The organism is uncultured Brachyspira sp., assembly GCF_944388875.1.
Taxonomy (GTDB): Bacteria; Spirochaetota; Brachyspiria; order Brachyspirales; family Brachyspiraceae; genus Brachyspira.
Map to the genome: position 1 here is coordinate 16,725 of NZ_CALXKQ010000014.1, position 20,540 is coordinate 37,264.

19 protein-coding genes and 1 pseudogene are annotated in these 20,540 nt (G+C 26.3%); 15 read left to right on the forward strand and 5 right to left on the reverse strand.

What is annotated here, in order from left to right; all coding sequences use genetic code 11:
- Positions 1 to 16 precede the first annotated feature (16 nt).
- The 3 genes from Q0J69_RS09000 to Q0J69_RS09010 all read left to right on the forward strand — a co-directional run bounded on the left by Q0J69_RS09000 (position 17) and on the right by Q0J69_RS09010 (position 2,773).
- Positions 17 to 859, forward strand: coding sequence for a 3-hydroxyacyl-CoA dehydrogenase NAD-binding domain-containing protein (locus Q0J69_RS09000; RefSeq protein WP_297206463.1), 843 nt, complete (start codon positions 17 to 19; stop codon positions 857 to 859).
- Between the two features lie 321 nt (positions 860 to 1,180).
- Positions 1,181 to 2,278 (forward strand): alpha-1,2-fucosyltransferase, encoded by a 1,098-nt coding sequence (locus Q0J69_RS09005; RefSeq protein ID WP_297206465.1) that lies wholly within the window; start codon positions 1,181 to 1,183, stop codon positions 2,276 to 2,278.
- A 120-nt stretch (positions 2,279 to 2,398) separates the two neighbouring features.
- Entirely contained in the window at positions 2,399 to 2,773 is a 375-nt protein-coding gene (locus Q0J69_RS09010; protein WP_297206466.1) for a group III truncated hemoglobin, read from the forward strand.
- Between the two features lie 56 nt (positions 2,774 to 2,829).
- On the opposite strand, the gene Q0J69_RS09015 is transcribed toward Q0J69_RS09010, so the two are convergent.
- The gene (locus tag Q0J69_RS09015) at positions 2,830 to 3,279 is read right to left on the reverse strand and encodes a MarR family transcriptional regulator (RefSeq protein ID WP_297206468.1); all 450 of its coding nucleotides are present in this window, start codon (positions 3,277 to 3,279) and stop codon (positions 2,830 to 2,832) included.
- Between the two features lie 393 nt (positions 3,280 to 3,672).
- Between Q0J69_RS09015 and Q0J69_RS09020 the strand changes: the two genes are divergently transcribed.
- From Q0J69_RS09020 to hprK, 10 genes are all read left to right on the forward strand, one after another.
- Positions 3,673 to 4,818, forward strand: a complete 1,146-nt coding sequence (locus tag Q0J69_RS09020) for an ankyrin repeat domain-containing protein (RefSeq protein WP_297206471.1) — start codon at positions 3,673 to 3,675, stop codon at positions 4,816 to 4,818.
- 272 nt (positions 4,819 to 5,090) lie between these two features.
- Complete coding sequence (locus Q0J69_RS09025; RefSeq protein ID WP_297206473.1) at positions 5,091 to 6,068, forward strand: Rpn family recombination-promoting nuclease/putative transposase; 978 nt, start codon at positions 5,091 to 5,093, stop codon at positions 6,066 to 6,068.
- A 141-nt stretch (positions 6,069 to 6,209) separates the two neighbouring features.
- Positions 6,210 to 6,950 (forward strand): uracil-DNA glycosylase, encoded by a 741-nt coding sequence (locus Q0J69_RS09030; RefSeq protein WP_297206476.1) that lies wholly within the window; start codon positions 6,210 to 6,212, stop codon positions 6,948 to 6,950.
- A 211-nt stretch (positions 6,951 to 7,161) separates the two neighbouring features.
- Entirely contained in the window at positions 7,162 to 7,908 is a 747-nt protein-coding gene (locus Q0J69_RS09035) for an ankyrin repeat domain-containing protein (protein ID WP_297206478.1), read from the forward strand.
- Positions 7,909 to 7,980: 72 nt separating this feature from the next.
- Positions 7,981 to 8,817, forward strand: coding sequence for a hypothetical protein (locus tag Q0J69_RS09040; protein WP_297206480.1), 837 nt, complete (start codon positions 7,981 to 7,983; stop codon positions 8,815 to 8,817).
- 66 nt (positions 8,818 to 8,883) lie between these two features.
- On the forward strand, positions 8,884 to 12,180 hold the full coding sequence (locus tag Q0J69_RS09045; protein WP_297206482.1) for a DUF4132 domain-containing protein: 3,297 nt from the start codon (positions 8,884 to 8,886) through the stop codon (positions 12,178 to 12,180).
- Between the two features lie 5 nt (positions 12,181 to 12,185).
- Entirely contained in the window at positions 12,186 to 13,484 is a 1,299-nt protein-coding gene (rpoN, locus tag Q0J69_RS09050; RefSeq protein WP_297206485.1) for an RNA polymerase factor sigma-54, read from the forward strand.
- A gap of 14 nt (positions 13,485 to 13,498) precedes the next feature.
- Positions 13,499 to 14,275, forward strand: a complete 777-nt coding sequence (gene raiA / locus Q0J69_RS09055; protein WP_297206491.1) for a ribosome-associated translation inhibitor RaiA — start codon at positions 13,499 to 13,501, stop codon at positions 14,273 to 14,275.
- Positions 14,276 to 14,313: 38 nt separating this feature from the next.
- Positions 14,314 to 14,778, forward strand: coding sequence for a PTS sugar transporter subunit IIA (locus Q0J69_RS09060; RefSeq protein WP_297206493.1), 465 nt, complete (start codon positions 14,314 to 14,316; stop codon positions 14,776 to 14,778).
- Positions 14,778 to 15,743, forward strand: a complete 966-nt coding sequence (hprK, locus tag Q0J69_RS09065) for an HPr(Ser) kinase/phosphatase (RefSeq protein ID WP_297206496.1) — start codon at positions 14,778 to 14,780, stop codon at positions 15,741 to 15,743. Before Q0J69_RS09060 ends, hprK begins: the two co-directional genes overlap by 1 nt.
- On the opposite strand, the gene Q0J69_RS09070 is transcribed toward hprK, so the two are convergent.
- From Q0J69_RS09070 to Q0J69_RS09085, 4 genes are all read right to left on the reverse strand, one after another.
- Positions 15,732 to 16,724 (reverse strand): ABC transporter ATP-binding protein, encoded by a 993-nt coding sequence (locus Q0J69_RS09070; RefSeq protein WP_297206498.1) that lies wholly within the window; start codon positions 16,722 to 16,724, stop codon positions 15,732 to 15,734. The genes hprK and Q0J69_RS09070 overlap by 12 nt on opposite strands.
- A gap of 21 nt (positions 16,725 to 16,745) precedes the next feature.
- A complete protein-coding gene (locus Q0J69_RS09075; RefSeq protein ID WP_297206499.1) occupies positions 16,746 to 17,705 on the reverse strand; it encodes an ABC transporter ATP-binding protein in 960 nt (319 codons plus the stop codon).
- Between the two features lie 90 nt (positions 17,706 to 17,795).
- A complete protein-coding gene (locus tag Q0J69_RS09080; protein ID WP_297206501.1) occupies positions 17,796 to 18,245 on the reverse strand; it encodes a GNAT family N-acetyltransferase in 450 nt (149 codons plus the stop codon).
- Positions 18,246 to 18,254: 9 nt separating this feature from the next.
- The gene (locus Q0J69_RS09085) at positions 18,255 to 18,614 is read right to left on the reverse strand and encodes a hypothetical protein (protein ID WP_297206504.1); all 360 of its coding nucleotides are present in this window, start codon (positions 18,612 to 18,614) and stop codon (positions 18,255 to 18,257) included.
- 105 nt (positions 18,615 to 18,719) lie between these two features.
- Here Q0J69_RS09085 and Q0J69_RS14230 point away from each other — a divergent pair.
- Together Q0J69_RS14230 and Q0J69_RS09100 are read left to right on the forward strand one after the other, a co-directional pair.
- Positions 18,720 to 19,462: pseudogene (locus Q0J69_RS14230) on the forward strand (L,D-transpeptidase family protein).
- Between the two features lie 65 nt (positions 19,463 to 19,527).
- Positions 19,528 to 20,508: a WESB_1763 family membrane protein gene (locus Q0J69_RS09100; RefSeq protein WP_297206510.1), complete on the forward strand. Its 981-nt coding sequence runs from the start codon at positions 19,528 to 19,530 to the stop codon at positions 20,506 to 20,508.
- The last annotated feature ends 32 nt before the right edge of the window (positions 20,509 to 20,540 follow it).

The following is a 20,540-nucleotide window of genomic DNA, read 5'->3' on the forward strand; positions in this document are numbered from 1 at the left end:
TTTAAGGAGTATCAAAATGAAAGTAGGTGTAATTGGTGCTGGTGCTATGGGTTCTGGTATAGCACAGGCTTTTGCTCAAACAGAAGGATATGAAGTTTGCTTATGCGATATAAAAGAAGAGTTTGCTGCTGGCGGTAAAGAAAGAATTGCTAAAAGTTTTGCTGGAAGAGTTGCTAAAGGTAAAATGGAACAAGCTCAGGCTGATAAAATTTTAGCTAAAATCACTACTGGTCTTAAAGATATATGTAAAGACTGCGATTTAATAGTAGAAGCTGCTTTTGAAAATTTAGAAGTTAAGAAAACAACTTTCAAAGAACTTCATGCTATATGCAAACCAGATTGTGTATTCTCTTCTAACACTTCTTCTCTTTCTATTACAGAAATAGGTGCAGGAGTAGGAAGACCTGTTATTGGTATGCACTTCTTTAACCCAGCTCCTGTTATGAAATTGGTAGAAGTTATTTCAGGACTTAATACTCCTAGAGAAGTTGCTGAAAAGATCATTAAAATATCTCAGGAAATAGGAAAAACTCCTGTAGAAGTTAATGAAACTGCTGGTTTCGTTGTTAACCGTATACTTGTACCGATGATTAATGAAGCTATAGATTTATATTCTATGGGAGTAGCTTCAGTTGAAGGTATTGACAATGCTATGAAATTAGGTGCTAATCATCCAATGGGACCTCTTGCTTTAGGTGATTTAATAGGACTTGATATAGTTCTTGCTATTATGGAAGTCTTACAAAAAGAAACTGGAGATCCTAAATACAGACCTAGTGCTTTGCTTAGAAAAATGGTTCGCGGCGGAATGCTTGGACAAAAAACTGGCAAAGGTTTCTACGATTATTCTAAAAAATAATAGTATTAATGTTGTTTGATAAAAATACGGGGAGGGTAAAATCTCCCCATATTTTTTAATAAAATAATTTATATAATATTATATCTTTGATATAGTATTTCTATTGACAAAAAAATTATATATAATATAATTATTTTTAAATGATTATTAGTCTATTAAGATATATTAGCTTGAAGTCAAGTCAAGTCAAGTCAAGTCAAGTCAAGTCAAGTCAAGTCAAGTCAAGTCAAGTCAAGTCAAGTCAAGTTTTTATTTTAATTAAAATTAATTTAATTTATATCTATATTATTTTTATAAGTTTTATTTTTAGGAGCTTTTTTTATGGATAAAATTATAAAAAAAGCTATAAATGATTTAGTTTGGTTTATTCCATTTAAAAGATTTAGAAATAGTATTAGGGTATTACTGCATTATTTTTTTAACAAATTGGATAAATTAGATAAGTTAGATAAATTAGGAATTTTAGATAAGATAGATTATATTATAGCTGAATATGATAATAGTGGATTTGATGATTGTGTAATAATCCAATGTGATGGGGGCTTTGCAGATCAAATTAATACATTTATTACTGGGAAATATATAGAATTGAATTATAATAAGAAAGTTAAATATGATTTGGAATGGTATGACTATAACGGTCTTGATTGGAATAAGAAATTCAGAAGGAATTTTGAATTATTAAATATTTTTCCTGATATAGATTTTAATCTTGCTTCTAAAGAAGAAATTTATAGATACAAGTCTTTATATCATATGGATAACATAGAAATAGATTATAAAAGTCTTTACATTATTTCTAATTTAAAAAAGCTTCATTTGTTTTCTAGATATAAAGAAATATATTTTTATAATTCATATAAAGATTTATTTGATGAAATTCTTGACTTTGATAAATATTTATATCCAAAATTAGACAATAATAATTTGGAAGTTTATAATAATATAAAATCATCTGATTGCCCTATTGCTATTCACATACGTCTTGGCGATTTAGAAGATTGGGGAAAAGAAATTCTAAGTACTGATTATTTAAAAAAATCTGTAAAATTTATTACTGAAAAGATAAAGCCTTCTACCCCTAAATTTTTTATTTTTTCTAATGATATAAACTATGTAAAAGAAATGATCTGGAAAGATGAACTTTGTAAATATCAATATGAATTTGTAGTTAATAATGATAATGATAAAGGCTATATAGATTTTTATCTTATTAGTAAATGTAAGCATGTTATAGGTTCTGTTGGTAGGTTTGCTCTTACTTCTTATAATTTTATAAAATATGATCATAAGACTTTATTATTACCTAATAATATTAACAAAGATATTATAGAAGATTTTAGAAATACTAATTTTTACGATATCGAAGAAAATGAAAATTTATTTATTATAAGTTATAACAAAAATATTAAAAATTAATTTTGTATTGATTATACATATTATAATATTGCTTATTAGATTTTTATATTTTTAATTCAGTTGTAATTAATTTTATTTTATAATATAATATAATAAAAAAATAATATAAGTAAAATAATTATGAAATATTCAGAAATAAATGATGAAGGCATAGAAAAATTAATGAATATTTTTTATGCTAAAATAAGAGTTCATGAAGAATTAGGTCCAATATTTAATGGGGCAGTTGGTATTGATGATGAATCTTGGGAAAGACATAAAGAGAAAATAGCTAAATTTTGGAAAACTATACTTCTAAATGAAAATCTTTATATGGGTAATCCTGTTCAGCCTCATATTAATTTACTTCCTTTTGATATTAAATTATTTGATGTTTGGCTTGGTTTATTCAAAGAATGCCTAAATGAAGTTTTTGAAGAAAAAGCTGCTAATCAATATTATCAAGTTGCTGAAAATATAGGAAGAAACTTTAAAGCCGTATTATTTCAGCAATAAATATATAATAAAATTAAGCAAAGAATGATTATTTTATTCTTTGCTTTTTTACTATTTTAATTTGACATATTTTTTCTTATTTTTTTTAAGATTCTAATTAAATTATCAGTACTCTCTTCATCAATACCATTAATCAATTTTTCTAAAAAATTTTTTTCGTATTCTTCTATTATTGGTAATTCATTTTTAGCTTTTTCAGTAAGGAATAATGAGAATGCTCTTTTATCAGATTCATTTTCTTTTCTTTTTATAAGAGACTTTTTCTCTAATTTATCTATAATAGCTTTTACAGTATTTTGATCCTTATCCAATTTTGATGCGAGCTGTTTTTGAGATACGCCTTCCTCTTTTAAAAGTTCTTTCAGAATTACCAGCTGTTCTGGTGTAATATTAAAATTATTTATTTGTTTGCCTACATACTGATATATTTTTCTTGCTGTATAGCAAATATCATATCCTATATTCTTAATACAAAACCTCCAAATATATAATAATAATGCTATCATAAATATATACTTTATGATAGCATGCATTTTGTTTTTTGTTAATGTATATTTATATTTTATTGAACCTGCTTAACTTTTTCTATCAATATATTTAAATATTTTCCATACTGTCTTTTGACATTATAAACGTATTTTTGCCTTCTTTTAAGTTTGAAACTTTTTACAAATAAGTATATCTTAAAAAGATAATAAATATGTTTATTAGTATTTTAATCAAGTTTATACTCATTATAAAGTATTATATTTATAATATAATACGCATACGTATGATTGTCAATACTAAAATCATATTTTTTTTAGTATTAATTACAAAAATTTAAAAAGTTATGAAAATATTATACAAATGCTTAGTTAATATGTTATAATATAATATATTTTAGTTTGGAATTTACTATGTTAAGAAATATATTTTTCGTACTTTTATTATCAACTGTATTTTTATATACTCAGGAAAATCAGGAATTACCAGTTAATATACCAATGATAAAGGCTGTTGCTGATAATAATATAAATGCTTTAAAAGATTTAATAAAAAAAGGCAGTGATGTGAATGTGAAAGACAGTGAAGGAAATACTCCTCTGATATGGGCTTCATTGCTGGGATATCAGGATATAGTAAAAGAGCTTATATCAAGCGGGGCAGATATAAATGCATGCAATAATTTTGGAAATACTCCTATAATGGGGGCTATATTGGAAGGCAATAATTCTACTATAAGAGAACTCATATCAAATGGGGCTGATTTGAATGCCAAGAATAATGATGGATGGACTTCTGTTATGTGGGCTTCTGTTAATGGCAATTTATCTGTTTTAAAGATGCTTGTTAATGCTAGGGCTAAAATTGATGTTGAGGATGTTAATGGAAATACGCCGCTTATGATAGCAGCCGACAGCGGATATATTGATGTAATAAAGGAGCTTATAGAATTAGGTGCTGATGTAAATGCCAAGAATAAGTCAGGCGACACTGCTATAATGATAGCTTCTGTAAATGGGGATTTGGACAGTGTGCAGGAACTTATTAAATCTGGTGCTGATATAAATGCAAAGGGTTCAAATGGAGGATGTGCTATTATATATGCCTGCAGATTTGGAAGAGCTGAGGTGGCTGAAGAGCTTATAAAAAATGATGCTGATATTAATATAGCTGCTGATGACGGTACTACGCCTATATTAGCTGCTTGTATAGATGGTTATTCAAGTATAGTAAAAATGTTAATAAATGCTGGTGCTGATGTTGATATAGCTGATAATAAAGGCTATACTCCTTTAATAGTTTCGTCTGTAGAGGATCATATTGCCATAGTTGAAACTTTGCTTAATTCGGGTGCTGATATTAATGCTTCTACCAAAGAAGGTTATAATGCATTAATGGGTGCTGCTGTAAAAGGCAATCTTGAAATGGCTCAGGTTTTGATTGATGCGGGGGCTGATGTAAATAGTAAGGCACGAAATGGAAAAACAGCATTAAGCCTTGCTGAAGAAAAAGAGAATCAAGAAATGATAGATTTATTAAAAGCTAATGGGGCAAAATAACTAAACCCAATATAAAACATTATTTTATAATTAAACCATTCTATTAAGTACTTTTTAAACTAGTATATTATTTTGTACAGCATTTTATAAAATATTAGTATAAATAAGTTTTCTATTAATTATATTTTTCAATTTTTTGTTTTTTAATCAAATATAAATATATATTTTATTTATTTTTTATTATAAAATTATTTTTTAAACATCAATATAATTTGTAAAAACAATGTGTTATTTATCTTTGACAATTTATGTTCTTCTGTTATAATTCAAGTATGAAAGAGATTAACAGACTTAATGATTTATTTATGCGGTATCTAATCGGTAAAGAAGGCGACGAGGATATATTAGAAAATATTGTTAATGCTGTTTTAAATAATGCTGGTTTTGAATCAGTAAGCAACCTTGAAATTATTAATCCATATAATCTGCCTGAAAATGAAAATTTAAAAGAATCAATTCTTGACGTTAAAGCAAAAACAAAAGATGGAAAGAAAATAATTATTGAAATACAGCTTGTAGGAAATAATAATTTTGTAAAAAGAATTTTATATTATATAGCAAAGAATATAGTTTTAGATTTAAAAGAAAATGAAGATTATATTAATGTAAGCCAAATGATAAGCATTAGTTTCATAAATTTTAATTTAAATATTGGAAGCGAAACTGATATAAAGCGAGAACATAAATGTTTTACTCCGACTGATATTAATAATCATAATCTTAGATTGGATGTATTTCAAATGCATTTTATAGAGATAAAAAGGTTTATAGATATATTAAAAAACATTAGTATAGATGAATATAATAAAAATAAACTTTTATCTTGGATAGATTTTTTAACGACAAAAGATTTAGAAAAAGATATTGATAAGTTAATAGGAGGTAATGAAATTATGAGTAAAGTAATAGATAAATATAAAAGATTTGTAGCAGATGAAAAAGAGATGGAAGCATATAACGAGAGAGATACTTTTCTTTACGGACAGGCTGTAATGCTTCAGTATGAAAGAGAGGAAGGAAAAAAAGAGGGAATAGAAATAGGTTTTCAGCATGGTATAGAAAAAGGTATAGAAAAAGGTATAGAAAAAGGTATAGAAAAAGGTATAGAAAAAGGCAGACAGGAAGGTATAGAACAAGGTAAAAAATATGAGCAAATTGCTATAGCTAAGGGAATGAAAAACAAAAATATGGATTTAAACCTAATAAGTGAATTAACAGGCTTGAGTATAGAAGAAATAGAAAAGATTTAAATTATTTTTATTTCCAGCATAACTTCATATTATTATAATAATTCTAATAAATAAACTTTAATATAAAATTTTTTGTAAATTAATTTTTTATTATATAATATCTATATATGTTTTAAATAATAATATTTAGGATTTATTAATATGAATAAAATAGAAGAGTATTTTTTGCAGCAAAATAAAATAAAGTTTTCAAATATTGTATGCAATTCTCATAATAAAAAAATAATATTAAGAAACCCCAAAAAAAATACTAATAAAGGCATCAAGATAATGAAAGAAATAAAAAATGAAGAATTAAAAAAAATATACAGTGAAGTTGAGAAATGCATGAAATGTGAGGCATTATGCAATAGCAGGTTAAATGTAGTATTTGGACGCGGAAATGAAGAGCCTGATATAGTATTCGTTGGAGAAGCCCCTGGAGCAGATGAAGATAAACAAGGACTTCCATTTGTAGGAAGAGGAGGAAAACTGCTTGATAAATGGATTGAGCAGCTTAATATAAGTAAAGAAAAATATTATATTATGAATGCCTTAAAATGCCGCCCTCCTGAAAATAGAGATCCTTTGCCTGAAGAAAAAGCAAACTGCAGAGATTTCTTTGTAAGGCAGCTTCAAATACTCAACCCTAAAATAATATGTGCATTGGGAAGGCATGGTTTTGGTAATTTAATAGATTTTGATTTGAAAACTCCATTTGGAAAGGCAAGAAATAAAGTTCATTATTATAATAACAATGGAAAAGATGTAGCTGTTATAGCAACTTATCATCCTGCTTATATTTTAAGGAATCAGAAAGAAGAACAAAAAGTAATAGATGATTTAAACTTCATGCTTAGCGAATTGGAAAAAGTTAGAAATAGATTAAAAAATAATTTTTGAAGTTATAATGAACATTTAATATTAGAATTTATGATATAGTTTAAATTGAGTTTATAGATAGAAAACATAAAACAATTTTATTAGCAGTAATAAAAAATTATAATTTCTAATATTTTTTGTTATTTAAATATATATAATTGAGAGTGTATGATTGAGAGTGTATAATAGAAAAAAAATATGTTTAATTTTGATATTTATAATGCATATTTATATGATTCCTAACCTATTCAGTGAAGATATGGATTATGAAAACAATATATTAAACAATTCAAACATTCCTAAAAAACCAAGCATATTTGATTATATAACGCATGATAATAAATTAATACATATCATAGAAAAAATAGATAAATATTTGGAAAATGGCGGTGATATTAATATAACAAATCAAAATGGAAATACTTTACTCATGGAAGCAGTTTCAATAGGCTATTATGACTTGACTGATTATTTGATAGAAAAAAATGCTGATGTATCAATAACTAATGCAAAAGGTGAAAATGCATTAATATTGTCTGCTAATTATCCATACATAATGAATCTTCTTATAAATAATAAAGCTGATATTAATGCTGCTGATAATAATGGAAAAACAGCCCTGCACTATTCATGCGAATGCGGAGATTTATATTCTGTTAAACTTCTTATAAAAAATAGTGCTGATATACATAAAAGAGATATATTAGGTAAAACAATACTTATGTATGCAGTTGAAAATGAAAATTTAAATCTTATAAAATATTTAGTAGAAGAATTAAATGTTGATATCAATGAAAAAGATGATTGGGGACAAAATGCCATATTTTATGCTACAAAGATAGAAATAGCTAGATATTTAATTTATAATAATATAGACTACAAAGAAGCCAATTCAATAGGATTAAAGGCTTATGAAGTTATGAAATATAACGGATATATTAATGTATCTACATATTTAAGGAAATTGGAAAAAAGATAATGCTGATTATAAAAAATATCTTTAAGTATTTTTTTTATAAACCGAGAATATTTACAGCATATTGGAGTTTATATGAATATCAAGGTTATTTTACTCTTTGTTACTATAAATATATTGCTTTTCGCTCAATATACATCCGTAACTAATAATAATATATTAGTTAATACAGGAGAAGGAAGGGTTGATTATACAACATATACAATATATGCTGATGCTACAGCAGATTTTATTACAGATACCCGCCTTCACCCAGAAGCATTGTTAATATTACAGCAGCAGGCTGAAGAAGAAACAGTAAAAACATTGTATGATACATTAGGAAATATACCTATAGACAGTGATGATACTATATATAATATCATAGAAAACAATATAATATTAAAAGAAAAAGTTGTAAGTTCTATAAATAATGCCAGACTTGTAGGGATATCCTACCCTAGCAGAACAAGTGTAAAAGTTCTTATGGCTTTAGATATGACAACAAATAATTTAATGGCAGACCTTGTAAATAACATAAATGTATATAAAACTGACCCAATAATAACATATTTTGATACTGGTACAGATTATGACAGCCTTGTAATAGATGCAAGAAATATAGGATTTACACCATCATTATTCCCAACAGTATATGATGAAAATGGTAATGAAATATACAGTATAGCTTATATAAATAAAGCTATAGCAGCTACTAATGGCTATATTACATATTCTACAAATTCTTTCCTAACTAATGGAAATATTACTAATATAGTAGGTCAAAATCCATATAATATAGTTGCTTGGAGAGCTAGAGGAAGACTTGCAAGCGATTTAGTTATAGGAAATGAAGATGCAAGCATTATAATGAGTAGTACTAAGTTAAAAAATGCTATAAAAAATTGCAAAGTTGTATTCATAATTGACTAATTTTCTATTCATTTTTTTTAAAAATATGGTATATTATCAATAAGTAATATATTAAGGCATTTTTAAATGTGTGTTAGGGAAAACTATATAGATGATATTTTTAAAAATCATTCTTATAAAGAAAATATAAAAAAATACGTATTCAATGAAATTGAGAATATAGATTTCAATCCGAATGAAATATCATACAGTATATCAAATGATCATAGTATATATTCAAAATTATTGGAAATTTATTTGGAAAATAAAAATGATGAATCTTTACTAAGATTATTCAAAGTAATATCTATGCATAACATAGAAAATATATATATCTTTGAAATACTGATAATAAATATAATATCAGGTATTAGTGTAAAAGAAGCTATGTTAAAATGTATATCATTAGAGAAAATAGTAAATTGGAATAGAGAATATAAAAAACATTCATACAGAGTAAATCCTATATCGAATGAAATTATGAATGCCAAGATGCATATATCTATTTATTATTACTATGCCAAAAAATATTTCCCAAATGAAACTGAAGAATATATGGAAAGCGTATGCAATTCTAATGCTGATGAAATAATAGAAGAGTATAAAGATAATATATTAATTGCTTTGATGGCAATATCTGTAAAAATATACTATGGCGATTATACTAAAATAGATAAAATATTAGAATATTCTGATAAAATTGATTATTTAGATTATATGCTCTCTTTAATGCTGATAATAGATTTGGATGACAGGCTAAAAAATAAATTTATAGAACTATTTGAAAATAATCTTCCTAACAAAAATAATGATCTGCTTATAAATTTGGCTTATTTAATAAGAATATTTTTCCTAATAAGAAAGAGCTTCAGCAAAAAGTTAGAAAGTAAAAACTTCAATGAATTTTTAAATTATTTGGATGAGCTTAATATAGCTAAATACTTTATATTCCTAATTAAATACCTAGATTATAATGTATTAATGAATTCAAATAAAATATTTGAAGGAGTAAAACATTTATATGAAAACGATAAATCATCATTTTATGAGCTGTATGAAATATTAAAACATGTTCATATACCATATATAATAGAATTAAAAGTGGTACTAACATGTACTCTTTTAAGTATGAATGATGAAAAGGCTGATATAACTATATTAAATAATAATGTAAATTATTTTATTTTTAATATAAAAAGAGAATTGGAAAAAATATATAATATAAAAGGTAATGATATATTTGAGGTATTATCAAACGAAAATATAGACAAATATAATATATCCATTGAATTAAGTAATGAATTAATATTTTCAGTAAAAATTATAGTTATAATGTATGATTATAATGAAAATGCAAGAAAGGTTGTAAGAGCATTATTAAAATCTCTGCCTTATAATTTAGCTATACCAATAATGATAAAGGAAAGAAAACAATTCTTTAATATCAAGCTTAAAGATATACTGGAGTATTTACAAGGATACGAATTAGATTTAAAAGATTTGATAATTACGTATTTATATACCTACCCTATATACATATTCAATCCGAAATACATATTAAACATAGTTAATAAAAATACTGATTATATAGTTAATATGTTTAATGATAAGGTATTTCTAAAGGCTGTATCTCATAAAAGTTATGCATTAATAGATTTTTTAGAGCTTTTATACAGAAAAGATAAGGCAGGGTTAACTAATTATTCTATACTTTGTTATGTACTGCATTTGAAAAATAAAGATATTATAAAATGTGCCTTAGATTTAATAGAAAAAGACGAGTACAATTCAAGAAGCTATGTAGAAAACAGTATACATGCCTATAGAGAAGATGTACAATTCGAATTAAAACGTATCATAAAAAAATGGAATTATAACAGAAAAGGATTTAAATTTCATTCCATAGACGAAATAAATCAGTATATAGATGATTATTATGAAGATAAATACGAATACTTAATTGACTTTATAGATGAAGCCTTAATAAGCAATGTTACCTTAAAAAAGGATGATAATACAAAAGTTCCTGTAAAAGTATTAAAATATATATTATTAGAATATATGCTTCTTAAAGAGCCTTACAGAATAAAAGATGCAGACAGTATGATAGCTTTATTTAATATAGATTCTGTTAGAAATACTTTTGAAAATATATACAGATATTGGATAGACAGCGGTTCAAAAGAAGAAAATAAAAATATAATTATACCATATTGTATTTATGGTAATTATAATCAGATAGTAAGCATGTATGATAGAATAGAATATTGGCATGATAATTTCAAATCATCTTTAGCTTCGTATATAGTGCCTGCAATAGCTATGAATGGGGATAAATTTGCTTTGATGATAATAAATAATATCATATACATGTCCAAAAACAAACAGCTAAAAACCGCCGCAAAAGAATCATTCAAAAAAGCGGCAGAATGTTTGGGTGTTCCTGTGGATAATCTATTTGATAAAGTTCTTCCTAATTTGGGTTTTAATATAGAGAGAAATAAAATAATAGACTATGGAAACAGAAGTTTTACACTTCAGCTTTTAAGCGATGCATATTTAGAAATTATAGATGATGATAATCATAAAATATTAAAAGAACTTCCTGAAGCAGAAGAAAGCGATGATAAGCTAAAAGTAGAAGAAGCTAAAAGAAAATTTACAGAAACAAAAAATGCACTTGAAGCCATTATATCATATCAAACTCAAAAATTAAAAAAAGTACTTTTAAATGGAAGGAAATGGGATTATCAAACATTTTTTGAAGTTTTCGTAGAAAATCCAGTTATGCAGTATTTTACTTTAGCATTTGTTTGGGGAGTATATGATGAAGAAGGTAAATTAATAGATACTTTCAGATATATGGAAGACGGTTCATTATCTTCTATAGATGAAGATTTATATGAACTTCCAAAAGAAGTACATTCTAAAAACTATATAACATTATTTCATCCTGTAGATGCTGAAGAAGAGTATGTAAAAAAATGGATAAACCAATTAGAGTTATACGAGATAAATCAGCCTATAGAACAAATAAAATTGGAAAGATATATTTTAGAAGAAAGACATGTTGAAAATAATGCTGTGATGGTATTTCATGGTAAAAAGATATCAGAGAAATATATAGAAGAATTGTCTAAGGATTTAGATATAAAAACTAATTATTATGATGAAAATGTATCCTATTATATATTAGATGATATATTAAAAATAGTATGCGAAATTAATTGTGTAGCTTATGATGAAGACATAATAATAGACAATATAAAATTTTATAAACTTGAAGAACATAATTCATTTAAAACATTAATAAATCCTTTTGCAATAACACCTAGATTTATAAGTACTATTTTGCATTATTTAGAACTTGGATTTTATGATTAATAATTATGGCATTATCAACTAATACATCAATAAGAACAGCTATAAGAAATGATTTAAGACTTAACAGCCAGACTAGACTTTGGCTTGATGTAATATCAATGCCTGCAATAGAACTGAAAGAAAAAATAGAAAAGGCTATGGAAGAAAATCCATTTTTGGAATATGATGTAAAAGATTTTAAAAGTTCAAAATCATCATCTTTAGATATAGATTCCATAATAGAAAATACAGCACAAAATGAAAAAGAAAGCCTATTTTCTCATTTAAAAAGCCAATTAGATATAATACTTGATAATAAAAAGGATATAGACCTAGCAGAACATATATGCAGCTTTATAAATCAAGACGGATATTTAACTAATAGTTCCGATGAAATATCAAACATATTGAATGCCGATATACAGAAAGTAGAAAAAATAATATCAATAATAAAAACATTAGACCCTATAGGAGTGGCAGCGAAAAATATAAATGAATGCCTATCAACTCAATTAAAATTTAAGAAGCAGGAAAGCGAAGAAAAAGATAAAATCATATTCGATATAGCCATACAAATAGTAGAAAATTATTTAGATGATCTCTCCAAAAAAAACTATAAATATATAGCATCAAGTATGGAAATAGATGAAAGTACTGTATTAAAAGCTCTTAAATTGATACAAACTTTAGAACCGTATCCAGCAAGAGAATATGATACAGCCATGACTAAATATATAGTTCCAGAATTATTTATTTTTAAAGAAAATGATGTGTGGCTAGTAAAAACTGATGAAACTTTTATAGCCCCCTTGAAAATTAGTAAAAAATATATTAAACTATTAAATAGAGAAACAAATAAAGATAGTGTAAACTTTTTGAAAGAAAAGAAAAAAGAGGCTGAGAGTTTAATTAATGCTTCAAATGAAAGAAAAAAGACATTATTAAAAATAGGAGAAAATCTGCTAAAGCTTCAAATTGATTTTTTTGAGTATGGAAAAGAGTTTATAAAGCCATTAACTTTAAAAGATATGTCTTTGGAAGTTAATTTAAGCGAATCTACTATAAGTAGAATAGCTAACGGCAAATATCTTAATACTGTATGGGGTACTTTTTCTATAAAATATTTTTTCTCTAGAGCTGTAAATGGCGGGCTTGGTTCTAGGTCTGTAAAAGAAATTATTAAAAGAATTATAGAAAACTCTCCAGCAAAATTGAGTGATGAAAAGATTAGATTAATACTTAAAAGCGAGGGAATAGAAATTTCCAGAAGAACGGTAGCTAAATACAGAAAAAGTATGAATCTTCTTTCATCAAGATTTAGATAATTAAAGGAGAATTTATGCATCAAAATATTATTGGAAAGAATGTAAGAATTACTAAAAACGTTAAAGAACATATAGCAAACAAGATGCAAAATATAAAAATTCATGCTGACAGAATAATAGATGCTAATATTATATGTGAGCACATGCATGGAGAATATACAGTGCAAGGAACTATAGCTTTTGGAAAAAAAGTTTTCCATGATAAAGAAAAAGAAAAAGATTTATATGTGGCAATAGATGCTATGTTTCAAAAAATAGAAAGAGAAATAAGAAAATCTAAAGAAAGAAACATAGACAGAAGTCAAAGAGCTGTTGTAGATAAAGGAGTTCAGCCTGATGACGGCGATGAAAATGCTTATTCTATTAACTCTGTAGGAATATATGAAAAACCATTGGATGAATTAGATGCTGTACTTCATTTTAATGCTGATAAAAAGCCATATATGGCATATTTGCCTATTAAACAAGGAGATGATTTATACAGCATAAAAATAGGAAAACATCCCGTATTCCTATTTAAAGGTGATAACAATAAAGTATTGGAAGTGTATTATAATGATGAATCTTGGAATATAGATGAAGTAAGCGTAACTGCTGATAACAATATTGATGCTAGTAAAAGCGAAGATTACATCATCAAAGAATACAATGTCAGTGAAGCTGTTACATATTTAACAGATAATCCTGATAAAAAATTTGTTGTTTATATCAGCAGCATCACAGACAGAGCAGAAGCTATATATAAAGAATCTGATAGTTCTTTTGTATTAATAAGAATGTTTGATATTTAATAAAATATAATGATAAAACCATTTTGGAGGGATATAATATGAGTTTAATAGATTACATAGATAAAGAATCTATAATGATAGATGTGCAAGAAACGGAAAAAGAAAACCTTCTCTCTAAAATGGTTGAAAGGTTAAATAGCTGCGGTCTTCTTTTAAATAAAGATGAGGCTGAACATGCTATCATGGCTAGAGAACAGCTAATGAGTACTGGGGTTGGAAACGGGATTGCTATACCGCATGCTAAAACAGATGCTGTAAAATCTATCATTCTAAGTGTTGCTACCATAAAAAATGGTATTAACTATAAATCCGTTGATAAGAAAAAAGTATTTGCTGTATTTATGCTGCTTGCTCCTAGAGATTCAGCTAGTGAAAATTTAAAAGTTCTTACAGCAATAGCAAAAATATTAAGAGATAATCCGCATTTCTTGGAAAAACTTATAAATGCTGAAAAAGCGGATGAAGTAATGGAACTTATCGCTAAAGAGGAAATAAAAATATAATGCCTAAAATATCTGTAAAAAAATTTCTTGACCTTAATGAAACAAAAAATAACTTCCTGAAAATAAGGCGTTTGACTGGATTAGTTGGAATGGAAAATGAAATAGTTGGTTATGAAATTAACAGACCAGGTATGGCATTATTCAAATATTTTAAAGATTTTGCATATAATAGGATACAAATATTCGGAAAAGGTGAAGGAAACTATGTTGTAACTCTTGATGAGGAAAACAAAATAGATGTATTTGAAGATATGCTAAGCTACCATATTCCTATATGTATATTTACCTATAATCTTACTCCGCCTGAATCATTTTTAGAAATAGCGAAAAGAAATAATATATGCGTTATAATAAGCGAATTAACCACTTCTGAAATGATTAGATCTATAGAAGCATTGATTGAAGATGAGTTTGTAGAATCATTTACTATCCATGGAGGTCTTGTAGAAGTATTCGGAGTGGGAGTTTTAATATTAGGAAAAAGCGGAGTAGGAAAAAGCGAGGCTACATTAGAACTTATATCAAAGGGGCATAGATTAATATCTGATGATACTGTTGAGTTTAGAAAATTAAAAGACGGCAGAATTATAGGAAAGAAAAATGAGTTTATAAAGCATAATATGGAAGTGAGAGGAATCGGAGTAGTAGATATAAGCAGGCTGTCTGGAATGAGTGCAATAAGAGATAAGAAAAGACTTGATTTGGTTATAGAGCTTGAACATTGGAAAGATGATGAACAGTATGACAGAATGGGGTTATTTGATAAAACTTATAATATATTAAATACTGAAGTTCCTTATCTCAAAATACCTGTACGTTCTGGAAGAAATATATGTATTTTGATAGAAACTGCTGCTAAAAACTTCCGTTTAAAAGAGATGGGTTATAATAGTGCAAAAGAATTGGATAAAGCATTAATAGCACAAATCGAAAAGAAAAAAGAAGACAATAAATCAAAGCAGTAAACAAGACGCACTATGATTATCATTCACATTTTCTAACTTAGGAACAATATTTTTGCATTCTTCTTTAGCATATATGCATCTTGTATGAAATCTGCATCCTGACGGAATATCGGAAGCATTAGGTATTTCTCCTTTAATAGGAAGCTCTTTTATTATGTTAACTCTTCCTGATGAAGCATCTGGAACTGCAGCAATTAAAGCCTTTGTGTATGGGTGTTTAGGATTATCTATTATTTCATCAGCATCCCCTATTTCAACTATACTGCCTAAATACATAACGGCTATTCTATCGGCAAAATATCTGGCAGTTGATAAATCATGTGTAATATATATATAACTTAAATTCTTTTCTATTTGAAGTTCTTTCATCATATAAAGAATTTCTGCTCTGGTAGATAAATCTATCATTGATACAGGCTCATCAGCAACAACCAATTTAGGATTAAGTATTAAAGCCCTTGCAGTAGCTATTCTCTGACGCTGTCCACCTGAAAGCATGTGAGGATAACGATCCATAAACTCTTCAGGCGGATTAATCTTAACATCTTTTAATGCCTTTATAACCATTTCATCATAAACTTTTTCATCGCCGTCAATATTATGAATATAAAGAGGTTCTTTTAATACATCTTTTATCTTAAATCTTGGATTCATAGAAGCATAAGGGTCTTGAAATATCATTTGAACATTTCTTCTGTATGCCGCTGTTTCTTCCTTATTAAAATCATTTATATTTTCATTTTCAAATATTATACTTCCTGATGTAGGCTCTATCAATTTCATTACGAGTTTTCCTATAGTGGTTTTACCGCTTCCTGATTCGCCTATTAAAGCAAGTATCTCTCCCCTTTTTACTTCAATACTCACATCATCAACGGCCTTAATATCTTTAGTTTTTTTCATTAAGGATTCTATGATATTTGCATGAGGATGAAAGTATTTCTTTACATTTTCTAATTTTAATATAATATTTTCATTCATAATATTTATTTTCCCATTCTATTAATTAACTAAATGACAAGCACATAAATGACCGTTTCCAGTATCTTTTATTATAGGCTCTTCATTTTTGCATTTATCTATGCGTTCTTTGCATCTGTCATAAAACATACATCCGCTTGGAGGATTTATCAAGTCTGGAGGAGTACCCTCTATAAACTCCAATTTACTTACAGCCTTATTTAATCTAGGAGTGGCTGCTAATAATCTTTTAGTGTATGGATGTTTTGCATTTTTATATATTTGCTCATTGTCGGCAAGCTCTGCAATTTTTCCTGCATACATTACGCATACTCTGTCTGAAATTTCAGCCTCTAATGCCAAGTCATGAGTTATAAAAATAAATGATAAATTAAAATCTTTCTTCAATTTTTTAAGCAGATTAATTATTTGTGCCTGAACTATAACGTCCAAAGCAGTTGTAGGCTCATCCAATATTATAAGTTTAGGTTTCAAGAATAAAGCAGCAGCTATAACAACTCTCTGCTTCATACCTCCTGAAAGTTCATGAGGATATCTGTCTGCAGCACTATAATGAAGTCCAACATAACCTAAATACTCTTCTATGAGTTTATTAGCTTCTGATTTGCTCATATTGGTATGTCTGTTAATAGTTTCTATCATTTGGTTTCTTATGGTGTATACTGGAGTGAGAGAATTCATAGCTCCCTGAAAAACCATAGATATTTTTGCCCATCTTATATTCTTTCTAATATATTCTTCCTTAAGCGGTATAATATCTTCATCGTCAAGTATGATTTTTCCGCCATTATATTTACCTGGGGCAGAAGGCATTCTCAATAAAGAAGTTCCAAGACTAGTTTTTCCGCATCCAGACTCCCCTACTATACCCAAAGTTTCTCCGCCTTTTATATCAAAACTTATATCATTAATAGCTTTTACAATACCTTTTGAAGTATGATAGTACATTTTTAAATTTTCTACTTTTAATATGCTGTTCATATTATTACCCGCTTAAAACAAATATATTATGTTAATTATAATATAATATTAATATTTTTACAATTAACATAATATAAAAACTTAATAAATCTAATAAATCATAGAATAAAAATGAACGCCGTTTTCTGTTTGAATATCATTGAATAATTGAACAAAACCTAATTTTTTATAAAACTCCAAAGCATAATTGCTGGATTTAACAGTATATTTATCAGATTTTAGTATATTTTTTGCCTCTTCAAATAACTGTGCCGCTATTCCCAATTTGAAATATTTATCATCTACAAAAAGAAGCGATATATGATCATAATTAGTAATTTCAATCATACCTATTACAGCATCTTTATCATCTTTAGCAGCAAGTATTAATGATCCTTCCATAAAAAACCTTAAACGCATGCTTTCAAATGATATAAACTTCAAAACATTATCAATACCTTCTTTAGTATCAAAACTGGAATTATATTTCAAATATATATTTTTGGCGAGAAGTGAAATATCTTCAAGATTTTCAATCCCCGCCTTTTCAATTTTAAACATAAATTAATTTTACTCAAATGCTTTTATTAATCTTTGGAATGGCAAATGATTCGTATCTTTCACAAATGAACCGTTTTTATAATATCTTAAATATGGTATCAATCCATTATTCCATACAGTTTCTTTAAAATTCATAAATGGTTCATATAATGGGCTTTGATTATACATACATATAAAAATTGTAATATCTATAGGAGATTTCTCCTCATTGGCTTTTAATTCTCTCTCTAAACCTTTCCAATCTCCGCACCAATCCTGAGTAAATACAGCAAGAACATTTTCAGAAGCATTTTTTATATTATCGCTTACTTCTTTATTATCTATAATATACTGCATTTCTTTTTCATTAATGTCTTTAAAAGTTATCATTAAATCCTCCGTTTAAATATATGTTAGAATGTACGTACATCATACTATAAAAAATACTTTTTATCAAGAAAATATTTACGATAATTATGTTAATATGGAGGTTTTATGAAAAAAATAATATTTTGCATTATAATAATTTTCAATATGGTAAATTCAATACTGTTAGCAGACGATTTTTTAGAAGACCAAAAAAGATACAGCAGAGTAAGAACAGCAATCAAAGAAAAAGATGAATTAGTTAAAAATAACTTAAAAAATAATAATATAAAATTAAATGAATTAAATATATTAATAACAGCATACAAACAAGAAGACATATTAGAAATATATGCTAAAAATGAAAATGACAAAACATATAAAAAATAGCATCATACAATATAGCATCAAAGTCTGGGGTATTAGGTCCTAAAAGAATGGAAGGAGATTTGCAGGTGCCTGAAGGTTTTTATTATATAGACAGATTCAATCCTGCAAGCAGCTATTATCTTTCTCTTGGAATAAATTATCCAAATGAATCTGACAAAAAGAAAAGTGATAAGCCAAAACTTGGAGGAGATATATTTATTCATGGCTCTACAGTTACTATAGGATGCATGCCTATGACTGATGATAAAATAAAAGAAATTTATTTATATGCTGTATACGCAAAAGATAGCGGACAAAATAAAATACCAGTTTATATATTCCCTTTCAAAATGAATGATTCCAATTTTGATTATTATAAAAAACAATATGGAAAATCATTAATAGACTTTTGGAGCAATATAAAAGAAGGGCATGATATATTTCAAAATACGAAAAAAGAGCTTAATATAAAAATAGATTCAAATGGAAACTATATATTTTAAATCCTTGCAATTTTTTTATAATGATATTACTATATAACATACATAAATAATCGGATAGTAAGTTAATGATTCAGTTAAGCAAAAATACATCTTTTGTCGGCAGGTATAATTTTTGGTCTTATATATTGACTGTCATTGTATTATTTAATTATTTGCTGTTTAGAGCCATCGTTATTGATAATAATTCTTTTCTATATTTTATTACTTTTATTCTTGACTATGCGGTATTAATAATATTTTTTTTATTAGTATTTTATAAATTTTATAATTATATATTTACATCAGATTTAATGCTTGCAGCATTGGGAATACTATTTTTAATATTCGGTACTCTAAAATTGTATATTATGGAAATTAGTTTACATAATATTACAGAGCTATTATTTTTCATAATAATGCTTATTCTTACCGTAAAAATAATGCTTAATATAATTTTATCAAAAGATATAAATGAATTGGAAAGAGGAATATATATATTTATTTTATTATCTCTATTATCATCTAATATAAACTATCTTATAATATCAGCAAATAAAATCATAGATGCCGATATTTTTCATTATATATCAACATATATTTCAAATTATATGACAAAATTATCATCATTTTCTTTCACAATATTAATAATAGCATATACTTTTCTATTTATAAAATATATAGTTATGCAGAATATTAGTAAATCATTCATATTAGCAGTAATATCAATAATACTTGCATCAATAGCAATATTTGTATTTGGAAGCAATTTTTTCTTAATTATAATATCATTTTTAAGTGCTTTAGGTATTGTAATGTATCTGCCTTTTATAGTTTATATGGTAATAATTATAATGTTTTTTATGACTTTATTTACATCATTTATGACATCAATTTTGGTAAAAATTTATTATCCGAAACTAATAATATTTACGCTATTCATACTCGCTGGTATCGATATGAGCAGCTTTTCATTAAGACTGATATCAATATTTGCAATTATGGAAATGATGAGTATGCAAAACCTGCAAAAAGATGATAATGTATATTTGACAAATAATGACCTATAATATATTATTTTTCTATTATTTATTTTGAAAAT